The organism is Curtobacterium sp. VKM Ac-1376, from assembly GCF_015351025.1.
Taxonomy (GTDB): domain Bacteria; phylum Actinomycetota; class Actinomycetes; order Actinomycetales; family Microbacteriaceae; genus Curtobacterium.
In genome coordinates this window covers 183,971-197,995 of sequence record NZ_JADKRV010000005.1, presented here as the reverse complement: position 1 = coordinate 197,995, position 14,025 = coordinate 183,971, and the positions used below count along the sequence as shown (strand labels likewise).

The window sequence follows — 14,025 nt, the reverse complement described above, 5'->3', positions numbered from 1 at the left end:
CCGCCCGCGCTGGCAGCACCTGCACCGTACCACCAAAACCGTATACCGTTCGGTTTTATCGTGCCTCCTGCGAGCGGTACAGTCTCGCCATGGCACGACGGGGTTCGTACGCAAAGGGCATCGCGAAGCGCGAGGAGATCCTCACGGTCGCCCTGGACCTCGTGGCGTCGCAGGGCTTCCGGCGGACGAGCATCAAGGACATCGCCGACGCCGTGGAGCTGACCCAGGCCGGCCTGCTGCACTACTTCGACTCGAAGGACGAGCTCTGGGTCGAGATCCTGCGCCGCCGCGACGAACTCGACCTCGCGCACGACTGGCAGGCCGAGGATCCGGCAGCCCTGCTCGCCGCGATCGTGCGGCACAACGCCGAGGTCCCCGGCCTGGTGCAGATGTTCGTCAACCTGTCCGCCGCGGCCGCCACCGACGCCGAGCACCCGGCGCACGAGTACTTCCGCGAGCGCTACGAACGCAGCCGCCGCGACCTGTCGGCCGACTTCCGTGCCATGCAGCAGGACGGCCGGCTGCGCACCGACATCGACCCCGACGAATTGACGAGCGTGCTGCTCGCGGTGTCCGACGGCATGCAGATCCAGTGGCTCTTCGACCCCACCCGCGACATGGCCGAGCACCTCGAGCTCGTCGCCCGCCTGGCGATCGCCCAGGTCCCCCCCACCTCCACCCCCTGACGGCACGAGCACGGAACCAGGTTCCGGACACAGCACCGCGCGATCCCGTGGTGTCGTGTCCGGAACCAGGTTCCGGCAGTGGGGTACGGACAGGGCCTGGTCGCGTCAGGTGCGGCGGGGCAGGATGGTCGGTGCCCGCCAGGGCGTGATCCGACGACGATGTGGAGTGACGCGATGACGCGTGTAGTGGTGACCGGTGGCAGCGGCAAGCTCGGACGAGCGGTGGTGCGCGACCTCGATGCGCACGGGTACGACGTGGTCCTGCTCGACCGTGTCCCGTCCCCCGACAAGCCCGAGCGCGTCCCGTTCGTGCGGATCGACCTGACCGACCACGGCCAGGTCCTGAACGCCCTGCTCGGCATCGACGACCGGTACGACCACGTCGACGCCGTCGTGCACCTGGCCGCGGTGCCGGCCCCGGGGCAGGTCCCCGACGTGGCGCTCATCACGAACAACGTGACCTCGTCGATCAACGTCTTCCACGCCGCCCGTGCCGCGAGGATCAAGAACGTCGTGTGGGCGTCGAGCGAGACCCTGCTCGGCATCCCGATGGGCGAGCACCACCCGCCCTACCTGCCCGTCGACGAGGAGTTCGCCGTCCGCCCGCAGTCCTCGTACTCGCTCGGCAAGGCCGTCGAAGAGGAGATGGCCCGGCACTTCACGCGCTGGGACCCGGAGCTGAAGATGATCGGTCTGCGCTTCTCGAACGTGATGGACGAGACCGACTACCCGGCGTTCCCGTGGGACGCCACCCCCGAGGCGAAGACCTTCAACCTGTGGTCGTACATCGACTCCCGCGACGGCGCCCAGGCGGTCCGGAAGTCGCTCGAGGCCGACCTCACGGGGTTCGAGGCGTTCGTCATCGCGAGCCCCGACACCGTGATGGACACCCCGACCATCGAGCTCGTCGAGCGCTACGTGCCGGACATCGAGCGCCGTGCCGACATCGACGGCGTCAGCTCTTTGCTGTCGTCGGAGAAGGCCCGCGAGCTCCTCGGCTACGCCCCCGAGCACAGCTGGCGCGACCACCGCGCCTGATCGTCAGGCGGCGGGGACGAGCAGCCCGTCGAGCACCAGGTCGCGCGCCGCCGGCATCAGGTCGGCGGCGAGCGCCTGCTCGTCCACGCCGGTGATCTGTGCGAGCGCGCCGATGATCGCCGCGGCGGACAGGTCGCCGTCGCAGGCACCCACGAACGCCGCGAGTGCGGTGTCCGCGTCCACCCGCCGCCCGAGCCCGCCACCCTGCACCAGGGTCATCACGGTGGGGTCGTCGTTGCCCGGCCAGTAGTACCGCTCCTCGGTGACGTCACCGGCCACCGACAGGTGGGCGGCGGCGAGCGCGGAGTCGTCGTGCGCGGCGAGCCAGGCGGCCGCATCGAGGACGCGGGCGACCGTCGCACCGAGGCCCGCGGGGTTGGAGCCGAGCGTCTCGGGGACGCGCTCGAACCGGCGGAGGGCGGACGGGCCTCCAGGCAGGGGGCGACGCACCACGACGTAGCCGAAGCCGACGCCGGTGACGCGACGGTCCGCGAAGTCGTCGAGCCAGGCACCCATCAGGGTGTCGAACTCGGCCGTGCCGGGCTTCGTCCCGCCGTCGCGGATCCAGGTCTCGGCGTAGGACGTCGTGTCCTGCCGCTCGCGCTCGATCACCCACACGTCGAGGTCGGTGTCGAAGAACCAGGCGCGCACGCGGTCCAGGCCGTCGACGCCCCAGTGGTACTCCCAGTTGCCGAGGAGCTGCGCGGTGCCACCGGGCTCCAGGTGCGACTCGAGGCCGCGGAGCACCGTCTCGACCAGGGCGTCGCCGACCATGCCGCCGTCGCGGTACTCGTACGAGGGCACGCCCTCGCGCCGCGGGGTGATGACGAAGGGCGGGTTCGAGACGATCCGGTCGAACCGCTCCCCCGCGACGGGCTCGAACAGCGAGCCGAACCGGAAGTCGATGCCGTCGATGCCGTTGAGCCGGGCGTTGAACCGGGCGATGTCGAGGGCACGGCGCGAGATGTCGGTGGCGACCACCTGGTCGGCGAACCGCCGCGCGTGCATGGCCTGGATGCCGCACCCGGTGCCGAGGTCGAGCACACGCTCGACCGGCACGGGCACCTGCAGGCCGCTCAGCGTGGTGGTGGCACCGCCGATGCCGAGGACGTGCTCCTCGCTGATCGCGTGGCCGAGGGCGAGCTCCCCGAGGTCGGAGACGATCCACCAGCTACCGGCACCGAGGTCGTCGACGAAGGCGTAGGGGCGCAGGTCGACGGTGGGGTGGACGAGCGCGTCGGCGCTGTCGGCCCGCAGCAGCCCGGCGGCGGTCACGGCGTCGAGACCGGCCGTCGGGAACGCCGAGGCGGCGTCGGCCCGCGCCACCGGCAGGCCGAGCACGAACAGTGTCGCGAGGGTGCTGAGCGGCGTCGCCTCGCGGACGGCGAGGGCCCGGAGCGCGGCGACCCGCGAACCGCGGTGCAGCGATGCGGCGGCCTCGGCGCCCCAAAGGGAGTCGAGCCGGTCGACGGTGAAACCGGCCGCCGTCAAGTCTGCGGCGAGCGCCGTGGTGACGGCGGGGTCCGCGACGATCGACGGAAGCGTGTGCACAGCGTCCACGCCGGCGCTCACGAGGCGATCCCCTGGCGCAGCAGGGCCGCGGGGACCTGCCAGTCGAGCACGAGGTCGAGCAGCCCTGGGAACCGCTGCTGCACGTCCTCGACGCGGACGCGGCTGACGCGGGTGAGGCCCTCCAGGTGCTGCTCGAGCAGACCGGCCTCGCGCAGGACCCGGAAGTGGTGGGTCAGCGTGGACTTCGGCCGGTCGATGCCGACCCAGCCGCAGCTGCGCTCGCCCCCGGCCGCGTCGACCAGGTAGCGGTGCAGGATCGCGAGCCGGATCGGGTCGCTCAGGGCATCCATGACGGCGGGGAGGTCCATCTCGGCCACGGACGGCTGCGGCAGCCGCTCGGGAGCATCGACGTGCGCGGGCATGGACGGGACGCTACCACCGTTCGGCTTGCTGTACGACTTGCGTCGTACTGTTCGAGTGCGGTACGAATGCAGTCGTACTGCACGGAGATGGAAAGGGGTGCGCATGCACCAGTCAGCTCGTTCGGTCGCCGGGTTCTGGATCCTGGCGGCGATGCTCCTGGTCTCGGTGGCGTCATCGGCCGTCCCGTCCCCGATCTACCCGGTCTACGCCGCCGAGTGGCACCTCACCCCGCTCATGCTCACCGGCGTCTTCGCCATCTACGTCGCCGGACTCCTGGCGAGCCTGCTCGTTGCGGGTCGCCTGTCCGACCACGTCGGCCGGAAGCCCGTGCTCGTCGTGGGCGGCCTCGGCGTCGTGCTGTCGCTCGGCCTGTTCGCCGTGGCTGGCGGCGTGGTGGCACTCATCGTCGACCGGATCGTGCAGGGCGTCTCGGTGGGCCTGCTCATCGGTGCACTCGGCGCTGCGCTCATCGACAACTCGCTCGAGCGGCACCCCACCATGGCCGGCGTGCTGAACGGCGTCATCCCGCCGATCGCCCTCGCCACCGGCGCACTGTCCAGCGGCGCACTGGTGCAGTGGGGGCCCGCGCCGGAGCGGCTCGTCTACCTGCTGTTCGGCGCGCTCCTCGTGCTGCTGGTGCTCGCGCTGTTCATCGTCCCCGAGCAGGTCCAGCGTCGCCCCGGCGCCCTCCGCTCCCTGCGCCCGACGATCAGCGTGCCGCGGTCGTCGCGTCGACTGTTCCGCGGCGTCGCGGGCTCGCTCATCGCCAGCTGGGCGCTCGGCGGCATGTTCCTGTCGCTCGTCCCCTCGGCGCTCGGCGCGGTCTTCGGCATCACGAACCACTTCGCCGCCGGCGCGCTCATCGCCGTGGTCACCGGCGTCGGCGCCCTGACCGGCCTGGCGATCCAGCGGATGGACACCCGCCGCGCGGTCCTGCTCGGGCTCGTGGCGCTCGTGCTCGGCCCGATCGTCACGGTGTCGTTCGTGTTCGCGCACTCCCTGCCCGGCATGGTCGTCGGCAGCGCCATCGCCGGGGTCGGCTTCGGTGCCGGCTTCCAGGCACCGCTGCGGATGCTGCTCGCCACCGCTGCACCCACCCACCGCGCCGGACTGCTCTCCACGATCTACGTCGTCAGCTACCTGGCGTTCGGGGTGCCCTCGGTCATCGGCGGGCTGCTCGAGCCGTCGATCGGTCTCGTGCCGGTCATCGCCGGGTACGGCGGGTTCATCGTGCTCGCCGCGGTCGTCGCCCTCGTCCTGCAGCTGACGTCGAAGGACGCCGCCGAGGTCGAGGAGCGCGCCGCCGAAGTCCTCGAGCGCACCGCGACCGGTTCGGTCCGGGTCGCGTCCGCCGACTAGCACCGTCCGCCTGGTGCGAGGTTCCGTACTCGGTGCGGCCCCCGCTGCCACGCACCGAGGACAGAACCTCGCACGGGACGAACGGACTCGCTAGTGCCCGGGCCGCGCCGGGTTCGTGCCACGAGCGCGCGCCCGGACCCCGACGGTCCGAGCCGCGCCGGTGTGGGCCGCGTCGACGTCGGCCTTGCCGCGGTCGGCAGCGTCACGCAGCCGCTTCGGCCCGTGCCGCTTGGCCCAGTCCCAGAAGCGGTGCAGCTGCGCCCTGAGCCACGTGATGATCTTGTGGAAGAAGTGGAACTCGCTCGCCAGCACCGTGAGTCCGATGAACACGACGAGCCACCCGGGCCCCGGCAGCGGCACCAGGATCAGCCCGACGATGACGACCAGCCCGCCCACGATGCCGACGAGCACCTTGTAGAACAGGTGCACGTGGGGACGCGCGTGGATCCAGGTGCGCATGCGGTGGAACCACTGGAAGCGCTGGCGAGGCGCACCGTCGACCCGGGCTTCGCCGGGTCGGTCGTTCGGGTCGCCGTCCATGCCGAAAACGTAGGGCGCTCGGCTGGGAATCAGCGGCGCACGGGGTGGACGTGCGGTGCGCATGCCGGGAGGCGCGGGGCGGGGATGCACTGAGCCTCCAGTCCGACAGCCGGCACCGATCGCGTGCCCGTCACGCGTGCGCGACGCACGTCGCCGCCCACGGGACGGCGGCCAGTCGGGCCTCCGGGATCAGCTCGCCACCGACCGAGCAGCGCCCGTAGGTGCCGTCGTCGAGCCGCGCGAGCGCGGCGTCCACCTGCCGGATCCGCAGCCGGGACCCATCGCGGACCGCACCGAGGGAGCCGCGTTCCCACGCCAGGGTCGCGCCCTCCGGGTCGTGCTCGTCGTCGGAGTTGGCGTCCTGGCGGGCATCGCTGACGTCCCTCATGCTCCGCTCCACCTCGGTCAGCAGCCGTTCGTTGCGGGCACGTTCGGCGGCGAGTGCGGCGCGGGGGTCCTCCATGCCGGAGACGTTAGTCGTGGCGGAATGCCCACGCCGCCGGATGTGTTCGCATGGACATGACGAAGATCGGGTTCCTGTCGTTCGGACACTGGCGCGACGTGCCGGGGTCGAAGGTGCGCAGCGGGCGGGAGGCCCTGGTGCAGGCCATCGACCTCGCGGTCGCAGCCGAGGAGGCCGGCGTCGACGGCGCGTACTTCCGCGTGCACCACTTCGCGCCGCAGCAGGCCGCACCGTTCCCGCTGCTCTCCGCGATCGCCGCGAAGACGAGCCGGATCGAGATCGGTACCGGCGTGATCGACATGCGCTACGAGAACCCGCTCTACATGGCCGAGGAAGCCGCGGCCACCGACCTCATCTCCGGCGGCCGGCTGCAGCTCGGCGTCTCGCGGGGATCACCCGAGACCGCCCTCGCCGGGTACCAGCAGTTCGGCTACGTGCCCGACGCCTCGGACGAGAACGGTGCCGACATGGCACGGGCGCACACCGACGTGTTCCGTCGAGCGATCGCCGGCGAGCCGATGGCCAACGCCAACCCGCAGATGACGGGTTCGGTGGGTTCACTGCCGATCTTCCCGCTCTCCGACTCGCTCGGCGACCGCATCTGGTGGGGCGCCGGCACCCGTGCCACCGCCGAGTGGACGGCCGAGCAGGGCATGAACCTGATGTCGTCGACCCTGCTCACCGAGGACACCGGCGTGCCCTTCGACCAGCTGCAGGCCGAGCAGATCGAGCGCTTCCGCCGGGTGTGGTCCGAGTCGGGCTGGGGCCGCGAACCGCGCGCCTCGGTCTCGCGCAGCATCATCCCGATCATCGACGACGAGTCCCGCCACTACTTCGGCGTCCGCGCGCAGGTCGAGGGGCAGGACCAGGTCGGGCACCTCGACGGCGGGCTCGCCCGGTTCGGTCGCTCCTACATCGGTGAGCCCGAACAGCTCGTCGCGGAGCTCGCGGCCGACCAGGCCGTCCGTGCTGCCGACACCGTGCTCGTCACCGTGCCGAACCAGCTCGGCGTGGACTTCAACGCCCGGCTGCTCGCCGCCGTGAAGGACGTGTTGACCGAGGTCGACGCGGCGCCGGTGCCCGCCTGACCGGAAGGCCTCAGCTGCTCGGCCAGAGCAGCTGGAAGCGCTCGCACACCACGGGCATGTCCGGTGCGAATCCGCGCGGGTTCTCGGAGTGTGCGCGCCAGAATGCCTCGTGCACCCTCCGCCAGTGCTCGAGCGTGCGGTCGCCTTCACCCTCGGCCCAGGCGTGGTCCGCGCCGACCTGGTCGAACGGCACCACCCTGACCGCAGTCGTCTCGATGACTGCGCGGGGCGCACCCGAGCCGTCGGTCACGATGCTCAGCTCGTCGGCCGCGGGCAGCGGGTCACCGGTCGCCTCGTAGTCCCAGAGCGACGACGCCGTGCCGACCTTGACCCCGTCGAGCACGAGCCGCAAGAGTGCGTCCGCCTGCTCCGGAGTCGCGCCGAAGGACCACGCCTCCGGCACGGCAGTCGGAAGACCCGGACGCTCGCGGCGTCGCGCGGTCCAGAAGTCGTCGAGCGTCGAGGGCACGCCCCGACCGTAGTGCACTGCCCCGGTCCCCCCTTGTGCTGACACCCGGCTGGGGACTGGGGCGGGGACGACCGCGCTCCTAGGCTCGGGAGCGTCTATCCACCCCGCACCTCGAGGAGCAACCGTGACGCTGCCGGCCGCAGGCTGGTTCCCGGACCCGCAGGACGCCCGCCGTCTGCGCTGGTGGGACGGTCGCACCTGGGATGCTGCGACCCGCGTCCCCGCGGCCGCCGCGGAACCGGTCGCGCCGGTCGTCGTCGCTCCGGCGGGGCCGTCGTTCTCGGTGCAGACCTCGGCGATCCGGACGGACGCGTGGGCGTCGGGCACCACCGGCGACCGTCGGCTCTGCGTGTTCACGGTGCTCGCGGTGCTGCTCGCCGTGGTCTCGGTCGTCGCGAACCCCTGGGGCCTGGCGGGGCTGCTCGCCGTGGCGTGCGGCGTCATCGGCATCGTCCGTTCCGGAGCCGTCGGTGCCTGGGCGGTCCTGGCGCGGAGCGCTTCGGCGAGCGCCCTCGTCGTCGCCGTGACGACGACGGTCATCGCCGCGTCGGCCCAGTTCCACCTGTTCTGAGCAGCGGGAGCCCGCCTACCGCCGCGCCCGCGGGTGCGCCGTCTGGTACACGTCCCGCAGCATGTCCGCCGTGACCATCGTGTAGATCTGCGTCGTGGCGACACTCGCGTGGCCGAGCAACTCCTGCACCACGCGCACATCAGCACCGCCCTCGAGCAGGTGCGTCGCGAACGAGTGCCGGAACGTGTGCGGTGACACGTGCGACTCGAGGTCGGCGGCAGCAGCGGCGGCCTGGATCACGAGCCAGGCGCTCTGCCGCGACAACCGCGCGCCGCGGGCACCGAGGAACAGCGCCGGTGTCGACGCCCCTCGCGCCGCGAACACCGGCCGCGCCCGCACCAGGTAGGCATCGATCGCGGCCCGGGCGAAGCTGCCGAGCGGGACGATCCGCTGCTTGTTGCCCTTGCCGGTGACCTTCACGACGGACAGCCCGTCCGCACCGGGGCCCGGGCCAGAAGCGTCAGCGGCGGCGTCCGACAGCGTCGTCACGTCGTCGACCGACAACCCGACCGTCTCGGAGATCCGCGCGCCCGTGGCGTAGAGGAGCTCGAGCAGCGCCTTGTCCCGCAGCTGCACGGGGTCGTCGGCGTCGACGGACACCGCACCGAGCAGCCGCTCCATGTCCTCGACGGGGATCGCCTTCGGCAGTCGCATCGGGGCCTTCGGTGGCCGGACGGCGGTGCCGGGGTCGAGCGGCAGCCAGCCCTCCCCCGCGGCGAAGGCCGTGAACGAGCGCACCGAACTGAGCATCCGCGCGATCGACCTCGGCGCCAGCGGACCGTCCGGCTTCGTCGCCAGGTAGGTCACGAACTCCGAGACGTCCACCCGTGCCAGCCGTCCGACGTCACCGATCGCCGACGCACCACCAGCCCGGTCCGCGCCGTCGGAATCGACCACTGGAGCGGTTGCCAACCACGACGAGAACACCGCGAGGTCTCGCCGGTACGCCGACAACGTGTGTTGCGAGAGTCCCCGCTCGATCGAGACGTGCCGGAGGTACGTCTCCACGGCACGGTCGAGGGGCATCACCTCAGCAGGCTAACGGGCGCGGGGCAACTCGCCAGTCAGTGCAACGCCTCGTCCGGCGCACCCACGTTGAACCCCGTGAACGTCACGGTCAACCCAGCCCGCGTCGGCCCGGCGCACAGCAACCCTGCGGACACGACAGCCTCCGGGTCGAGGTAGGCGACCCGGACGAGACGGGGCTCGTCGTCTTCGGCCCACGCCCGGATCGTCACGGCGTCACCATCGCGGCTGGCGCGGACGGTCACGACCCGGCCGGCCCACTCCGGCACCGGCGACACCGACCAGTCCGAGAACCCGCGCGTGACCACGGCGCCGAGCTGTGACGCTCCGTCCGAGAACTCGACGCCGGCCTTGATCCAGCTCTGCTCGTCGACGCGCAGGAACACCCCGGCCTGGTCGAACTGCTCGGTGTAGTCGAGCACGAACGAGACCTCGACCGAGAACGGGCCCTCCGTCGACTGCAGCAGCGCGTGCTCGGAGTCGTGCACGAACCCGTACGAGGTGGTCCGCCAGGCATCGCTGCCCTCGACCGCGGTCACCCGGAACACATCGGCGTCGAGCGCGGCGGCCTCCGGCTCGTGCGTCCAGGTGCCGGCGGCGACCAGGTCGCGCAGACCCTCGACCGCGGACCCGGTCACTTGCCGCGCTGTTCGATGGCCTCGACGGCGAGCGCCGCGACGACGAGGGCCGAGTTGTTGAGCCGACCGCCCAGGATCCCCTCGAGCAGCTCGGCGCGCGGGACCCACCGCGTCACGATGTCGGCCTCTTCCGCCTCACGCTCGAACGCCGACTCCGTCGACCGGACCCCGCGCGCCCGGTAGATCTGGATGAACTCGTCGCTACCGCCCGACGAGGTGTTGTAACGGACCAGGGGCTCCCACGTGTCGGCTTCGAGGTCGGCCTCCTCGCCCAGCTCGCGCTTCGCGGCCGTCAGGTGGTCCTCGCCCTCCATGTCGAGCAGGCCGGCGGGCAGCTCCCAGTCGCGCAGCCGCACCGGGTGCCGGTACTGCTGGATGACCAGGACGCGGCCCTCGTCGTCCTCGGCGTACACGGCGACGGCGCCGGTGTGGTCGATGTACTCCCGGACCATCGCGTCACCGTTGTACGCGACGGTGTCGCGGCGCACGTCCCAGACGGCGCCCTCGTACACGACGGTGGATTCGGTGACCTCGAAGGAGGCGGACTCGTCAGCGATCGGTGCGTCTGTCACGGCACCATCCAAGCACGCGAGCCCCTGGCGACGCCTTCGGAACCAGGTTCCGGACACAGCACCGCGTCGTTCCGTGGTTCAGAGTCCAGAACCAGGTTCCGTGGGCGCGACGCAGAGACGGACGGGAGGCGCGGTGCCAGCTGGCACCGCGCCTCCCGTCCGCCCTGTGGGAGCGTCTAGCTCTTGGACGCCTCGACGAAGTTGCGGCGCGGGTCCGTCTCCTTGATGAGCGAGGTCGCGTCGCGACCCGAGACGGCACCGGTGATCCAGCCGATGATGATGCGGGCCTTCCGGTTCAGGGTCGGCATCGCGTACACGTGGTACGCGCGGTGCGCGAGCCAGGCGAACAGGTTCGTCATCTTGATGCCCTTGATGTTCGCTGCCCCCTTGCCGACACCGTACGACGCGACGGTGCCGATGGACGGGTGGCGGTACTCCTCGAGCGGCTTGCCGGTGATCGACGCGACGATGTTGTCGGCTGCGACGACAGCCTGGCGCACGGCGTTCTGCGCGTTCGGCGGGTAGAACGCCGGCTGCTTGTCGGCGGTCAGGTCGGGCACCTGCGCGACGTCACCGAGCCCCCAGACACCCTCGACGACTTCGTGGGTGTCCTCGGCCTCGACCTGGAGCTTCGCGTTCGCAGCGAGGTGGCCCTTCGGGCCGCGCGGCAGGTCCGAGGCGTCGAGGAGGGGGTTCGGCTTGACGCCCGCAGTCCAGACGAGCAGACCGGCGGCGAACTCGTCACCGTCGGAGAACTTGACGACACCGCCCTCAGCGCTCGGCATGGTGGTCTTCAGTCGGACGTCGATGCCGCGGGCGCGGAGCGACTCGAGGGTCCACTTGGACAGCTCGGGGCCGACCTCGGGCGCGACGCGGTCGAGCGCGTCGATGAGGACCCAGCGCGGCTGCTCGCCGGCGAGCGACGGGTAGGTCTTGATGGCGGCCTGCGAGACGTCGAACAGCTCGCCGATCGCCTCGACGCCGGTGTAGCCACCGCCGACGAAGACGCTGGTCAGCAGACGGCGACGCTCGTCCTCGTCACGCGTGGCAGCGGCCTTCGCGATGTTGTCGAGGAGCTTGGCGCGCACGTAGGCGGCCTCTTCGACGCTCTTGAAGCCGACGCCGTACTCCTCGAGACCGGGGGTCGGGAAGGTGCGGGTGACGGATCCGAGGGCGACGACGAGGTGGTCGTAGCCGAGCGTGCGGTCGTCGCCACCGGCGGTCGCGATCGAGACGGTCTTGTCGGCCGAGGATATCCCGGTGACCTTGCCCTGGATGACGCGGGTCTTCCGCAGCGCGCGACGGAGCTCGACAGTCACGTCCTTCGGCGCGATGTGGCCTCCGGCGACCTCGGGCAGGAACGGCAGGTACGTGTAGTAGGTGTTCTGGTCCACCAGGGTGATGCGCATGGGCACGGTGGTGGCATGCTTCTGCAGCTGCTTGACCGTGGTGTAGCCAGCGGAGCCGCCGCCGAGGACGAGGACGTGAGGGATCGAGTCTGCCATTCCTCCGGTCTACCGGACTTTGGCTTGGCGCGTCATGAGCCGCGCGGCCTGTCGCGGAGCCGCCACCACGCGGTCTCAGCCAGTTCGGGCCCGGTGAAGACGCCGTGCGGGGTCCGGCGGGATTCGGTGAGCGAGAACCGTCGCAGGCGGTAGCCGCCACCGAACCGGTCGATGATCGCCTCTGGCGAGGACTCCGCGTCGCGCTTGACGTACCAGGTGCGGTCGTCGACGGGTTCGATCACGCGACGGTCACCGGCGACCGCCGATGCGGGAGCGCAGCACGTCGATGCGCTTCTGGATCTGTTCGATGCTCGCCTGCGCGACGGCGGGACCGCCGCTGATCCGCCGGAGTTCGGCGTGGATGGACCCGTGCGGCTCGTTCGAGTGGCGGGACCAGATCGACACGAGCCGCGCGAGTTCGGTGCGCTGTTCCTTGAGCGTCATGTACATCGGGCGGTTCTCGGGCTCCGGCGCCTTCGGGGTCCCGTCCTTCGCGGCGCGGCCCTTCGAGCGTTTCGCCTGCGTCGCCTGGCGGGCGCGGAGCAGGTCGCGCACCTGGTCGGGTTCGAGGAGCCCGGGGATGCCGATGAAGTCGAGCTCCTCGAGGGAACCGACCTCACCGCCGGTGCCGAACTCGCCACCGTCGTAGAGGACGCGGTCGAAGGACGCCTGCGAGTCGAGCGCCTCGAACGGCTGGACCTCGAGCAGGCTCTCGGATGCCCGGTCCTCCTTGTTGGCCTCGGCGACCATGGCGTCTTCGGGGTTGTAGAGCCCGTCGTCGGTGTCCTTCGGCCGGTCGAGGGCGTGGTCACGCTCGAGCTCGAGGGTCGCGGCCAGCGCCATCAGCCCGGGAACGCTCGGCAGAAACACGCTCGCAGTCTCCCCGCGGCGACGAGCTCGCACGAAGCGGCCGATCACCTGGGCGAAGAACAGGGGGGTGCTGGCGCTGGTGGCGTAGACGCCGACGCAGAGCCGCGGGACGTCGACGCCCTCGGACACCATGCGGACGGCGACCATCCACCGCGAGGTGTCCTCGGCGAATGCGCTGATCCGGCTGGACCCCGCGGCCTCGTCGGAGAGCACGACCGTCGGCCGTTCCCCGGTGATCTGCTGCAGGATCCGGGCGTAGGCGCGGGCCGTCGTGGTGTCCGTCGCGATCACCAGGCCGCCCGCGTCGGGGACACCACGCCGGACCTCGGTCAGACGCTTGTCGGCGGCGGACAGCACGGCCGGCATCCACTCGCCCTCTGGCGAGAGCGCCGTGCGCCACGCCTGGGCCGTGATGTCCTTCGTGACCGGTTCGCCGAGGGACGCCGACATCTCGTCGCCCATCCGGGTCTTCCAGCGCATCTGGCCGGCGTACGCCATGAACAGCACGGGGCGGACGACGCCGTCCTTCAGAGCCCGGCCGTAGCCGTAGTTGTAATCGGAGATCGAGGTGCGGATGCCCTGCTCGTCGGGGGCGTACTGCACGAACGGGATCGGGGCGGTGTCGGAGCGGAACGGGGTGCCCGACAGCGAGAGTCGACGGGTGGCGCCCGAGAACGCTTCCCTGATGCCGTCACCCCAGGTCAGGGCGTCGCCACCGTGGTGGACCTCGTCGAGGACGACCAGGGTGCGGCCGCCCTCGGTGATCCGCTTGTGCACCTCGGGGTTCATGCCGACCTGGGCGTACGTGATCGCGACGCCCTGGTAGTGCCGACCGAACATGCCGTCGCCGTTCTTGAACATCGGGTCGATGCGGATGCCCACGCGGTCGGCGGAGTCGGCCCACTGGCGCTTCAGGTGCTCGGTCGGTGCGACGACCACGATGCGGTCGACGGTGCCGCGTGCGAGGAGTTCGGTCGCCAGGCGCAGCGCGAACGTGGTCTTGCCGGCGCCCGGGGTCGCTGCGGTGAGGAAGTCGCGCGGCTCCTTCTCGAAGTACTTCGTCAGCGCTTCGATCTGCCAGGCGCGGAGCTTCGAGGCGGTGCCCCAGGCGGCACGGTCCGGGAACGCCGGGGACAGGTGCTGGACGGCCGAGTTGCCGGCGGCTTCGGCCAGGGCTGCGGCGTCGGCCTCGTCACGGGCGGCGTCGCCGTGCACCTGCGCCGGCTGGTACGCCGATGCCGTCTCGGGCGTCGACGACGACCCGC

Annotated in this window: 16 protein-coding genes; 5 read left to right on the top strand and 11 right to left on the bottom strand. The window is 71.4% G+C overall.

The window, feature by feature from the left end; all coding sequences use genetic code 11:
• Positions 1 to 89 precede the first annotated feature (89 nt).
• Together ITJ56_RS08955 and ITJ56_RS08950 are read left to right on the top strand one after the other, a co-directional pair.
• A complete protein-coding gene (locus tag ITJ56_RS08955; protein ID WP_194629836.1) occupies positions 90 to 686 on the top strand; it encodes a TetR/AcrR family transcriptional regulator in 597 nt (198 codons plus the stop codon).
• Between the two features lie 174 nt (positions 687 to 860).
• Entirely contained in the window at positions 861 to 1,724 is an 864-nt protein-coding gene (locus ITJ56_RS08950; protein ID WP_194629834.1) for an NAD-dependent epimerase/dehydratase family protein, read from the top strand.
• Positions 1,725 to 1,727: 3 nt separating this feature from the next.
• On the opposite strand, the gene ITJ56_RS08945 is transcribed toward ITJ56_RS08950, so the two are convergent.
• Both ITJ56_RS08945 and ITJ56_RS08940 read right to left on the bottom strand, forming a co-directional pair.
• Positions 1,728 to 3,296, bottom strand: coding sequence for a methyltransferase (locus ITJ56_RS08945; RefSeq protein ID WP_323749765.1), 1,569 nt, complete (start codon positions 3,294 to 3,296; stop codon positions 1,728 to 1,730).
• Entirely contained in the window at positions 3,293 to 3,658 is a 366-nt protein-coding gene (locus tag ITJ56_RS08940) for an ArsR/SmtB family transcription factor (RefSeq protein ID WP_194629832.1), read from the bottom strand. Before ITJ56_RS08940 ends, ITJ56_RS08945 begins: the two co-directional genes overlap by 4 nt.
• A 103-nt stretch (positions 3,659 to 3,761) precedes the next feature.
• Between ITJ56_RS08940 and ITJ56_RS08935 the strand changes: the two genes are divergently transcribed.
• Positions 3,762 to 5,018 carry an MFS transporter gene (locus tag ITJ56_RS08935; protein ID WP_194629830.1) on the top strand — a complete coding sequence of 419 codons (1,257 nt, stop codon included), beginning with the start codon at positions 3,762 to 3,764 and terminating at the stop codon, positions 5,016 to 5,018.
• A 90-nt stretch (positions 5,019 to 5,108) separates the two neighbouring features.
• Here ITJ56_RS08935 and ITJ56_RS08930 read toward each other — a convergent pair whose 3' ends face one another.
• Both ITJ56_RS08930 and ITJ56_RS08925 read right to left on the bottom strand, forming a co-directional pair.
• Positions 5,109 to 5,558 carry a TIGR02611 family protein gene (locus ITJ56_RS08930; RefSeq protein WP_228517388.1) on the bottom strand — a complete coding sequence of 150 codons (450 nt, stop codon included), beginning with the start codon at positions 5,556 to 5,558 and terminating at the stop codon, positions 5,109 to 5,111.
• Between the two features lie 130 nt (positions 5,559 to 5,688).
• Complete coding sequence (locus tag ITJ56_RS08925; protein WP_194629828.1) at positions 5,689 to 6,021, bottom strand: TraR/DksA family transcriptional regulator; 333 nt, start codon at positions 6,019 to 6,021, stop codon at positions 5,689 to 5,691.
• Between the two features lie 50 nt (positions 6,022 to 6,071).
• Here ITJ56_RS08925 and ITJ56_RS08920 point away from each other — a divergent pair, with 50 nt between their 5' ends.
• A complete protein-coding gene (locus ITJ56_RS08920) occupies positions 6,072 to 7,109 on the top strand; it encodes an LLM class flavin-dependent oxidoreductase (RefSeq protein ID WP_194629826.1) in 1,038 nt (345 codons plus the stop codon).
• 10 nt (positions 7,110 to 7,119) lie between these two features.
• Here ITJ56_RS08920 and ITJ56_RS08915 read toward each other — a convergent pair whose 3' ends face one another.
• Positions 7,120 to 7,578 carry an ASCH domain-containing protein gene (locus ITJ56_RS08915; protein WP_323749764.1) on the bottom strand — a complete coding sequence of 153 codons (459 nt, stop codon included), beginning with the start codon at positions 7,576 to 7,578 and terminating at the stop codon, positions 7,120 to 7,122.
• A gap of 124 nt (positions 7,579 to 7,702) precedes the next feature.
• On the opposite strand from ITJ56_RS08915, the gene ITJ56_RS08910 reads away from it, so the two are divergent.
• A complete protein-coding gene (locus tag ITJ56_RS08910) occupies positions 7,703 to 8,149 on the top strand; it encodes a DUF2510 domain-containing protein (RefSeq protein ID WP_194629823.1) in 447 nt (148 codons plus the stop codon).
• A 15-nt stretch (positions 8,150 to 8,164) separates the two neighbouring features.
• Here the strand turns inward: ITJ56_RS08910 and ITJ56_RS08905 are convergent, their stop codons facing one another.
• The 6 genes from ITJ56_RS08905 to ITJ56_RS08880 all read right to left on the bottom strand — a co-directional run bounded on the left by ITJ56_RS08905 (position 8,165) and on the right by ITJ56_RS08880 (position 13,933).
• Entirely contained in the window at positions 8,165 to 9,175 is a 1,011-nt protein-coding gene (locus ITJ56_RS08905) for a site-specific tyrosine recombinase XerD (protein ID WP_194629821.1), read from the bottom strand.
• Between the two features lie 38 nt (positions 9,176 to 9,213).
• Entirely contained in the window at positions 9,214 to 9,813 is a 600-nt protein-coding gene (locus ITJ56_RS08900; protein ID WP_194629819.1) for a DUF1349 domain-containing protein, read from the bottom strand.
• Entirely contained in the window at positions 9,810 to 10,385 is a 576-nt protein-coding gene (locus ITJ56_RS08895; RefSeq protein WP_194629817.1) for an NUDIX domain-containing protein, read from the bottom strand. The genes ITJ56_RS08900 and ITJ56_RS08895 overlap by 4 nt, the downstream gene beginning before the upstream one ends.
• 176 nt (positions 10,386 to 10,561) lie before the next feature.
• Positions 10,562 to 11,890: an NAD(P)/FAD-dependent oxidoreductase gene (locus tag ITJ56_RS08890; protein WP_194629815.1), complete on the bottom strand. Its 1,329-nt coding sequence runs from the start codon at positions 11,888 to 11,890 to the stop codon at positions 10,562 to 10,564.
• 32 nt (positions 11,891 to 11,922) lie between these two features.
• A complete protein-coding gene (locus tag ITJ56_RS08885) occupies positions 11,923 to 12,132 on the bottom strand; it encodes a hypothetical protein (protein ID WP_194629813.1) in 210 nt (69 codons plus the stop codon).
• 7 nt (positions 12,133 to 12,139) lie between these two features.
• Complete coding sequence (locus tag ITJ56_RS08880) at positions 12,140 to 13,933, bottom strand: DEAD/DEAH box helicase (RefSeq protein WP_194629920.1); 1,794 nt, start codon at positions 13,931 to 13,933, stop codon at positions 12,140 to 12,142.
• Positions 13,934 to 14,025 lie beyond the last annotated feature (92 nt).

What these genes read in the sequence shown, in the direction of transcription:
- ITJ56_RS08935 (WP_194629830.1), top strand. Translation starts at nt 3,762, where the DNA reads ATGCACCAGTCAGCTCGTTCGGTCGCCGGGTTCTGGATCCTGGCGGCG.
- ITJ56_RS08940 (WP_194629832.1), bottom strand. Translation starts at nt 3,658, where the DNA reads ATGCCCGCGCACGTCGATGCTCCCGAGCGGCTGCCGCAGCCGTCCGTG.
- ITJ56_RS08955 (WP_194629836.1), top strand. Translation starts at nt 90, where the DNA reads ATGGCACGACGGGGTTCGTACGCAAAGGGCATCGCGAAGCGCGAGGAG.
- ITJ56_RS08950 (WP_194629834.1), top strand. Translation starts at nt 861, where the DNA reads ATGACGCGTGTAGTGGTGACCGGTGGCAGCGGCAAGCTCGGACGAGCG.
- ITJ56_RS08920 (WP_194629826.1), top strand. Translation starts at nt 6,072, where the DNA reads ATGGACATGACGAAGATCGGGTTCCTGTCGTTCGGACACTGGCGCGAC.
- ITJ56_RS08930 (WP_228517388.1), bottom strand. Translation starts at nt 5,558, where the DNA reads ATGGACGGCGACCCGAACGACCGACCCGGCGAAGCCCGGGTCGACGGT.
- ITJ56_RS08905 (WP_194629821.1), bottom strand. Translation starts at nt 9,175, where the DNA reads ATGCCCCTCGACCGTGCCGTGGAGACGTACCTCCGGCACGTCTCGATC.
- ITJ56_RS08890 (WP_194629815.1), bottom strand. Translation starts at nt 11,890, where the DNA reads ATGGCAGACTCGATCCCTCACGTCCTCGTCCTCGGCGGCGGCTCCGCT.
- ITJ56_RS08925 (WP_194629828.1), bottom strand. Translation starts at nt 6,021, where the DNA reads ATGGAGGACCCCCGCGCCGCACTCGCCGCCGAACGTGCCCGCAACGAA.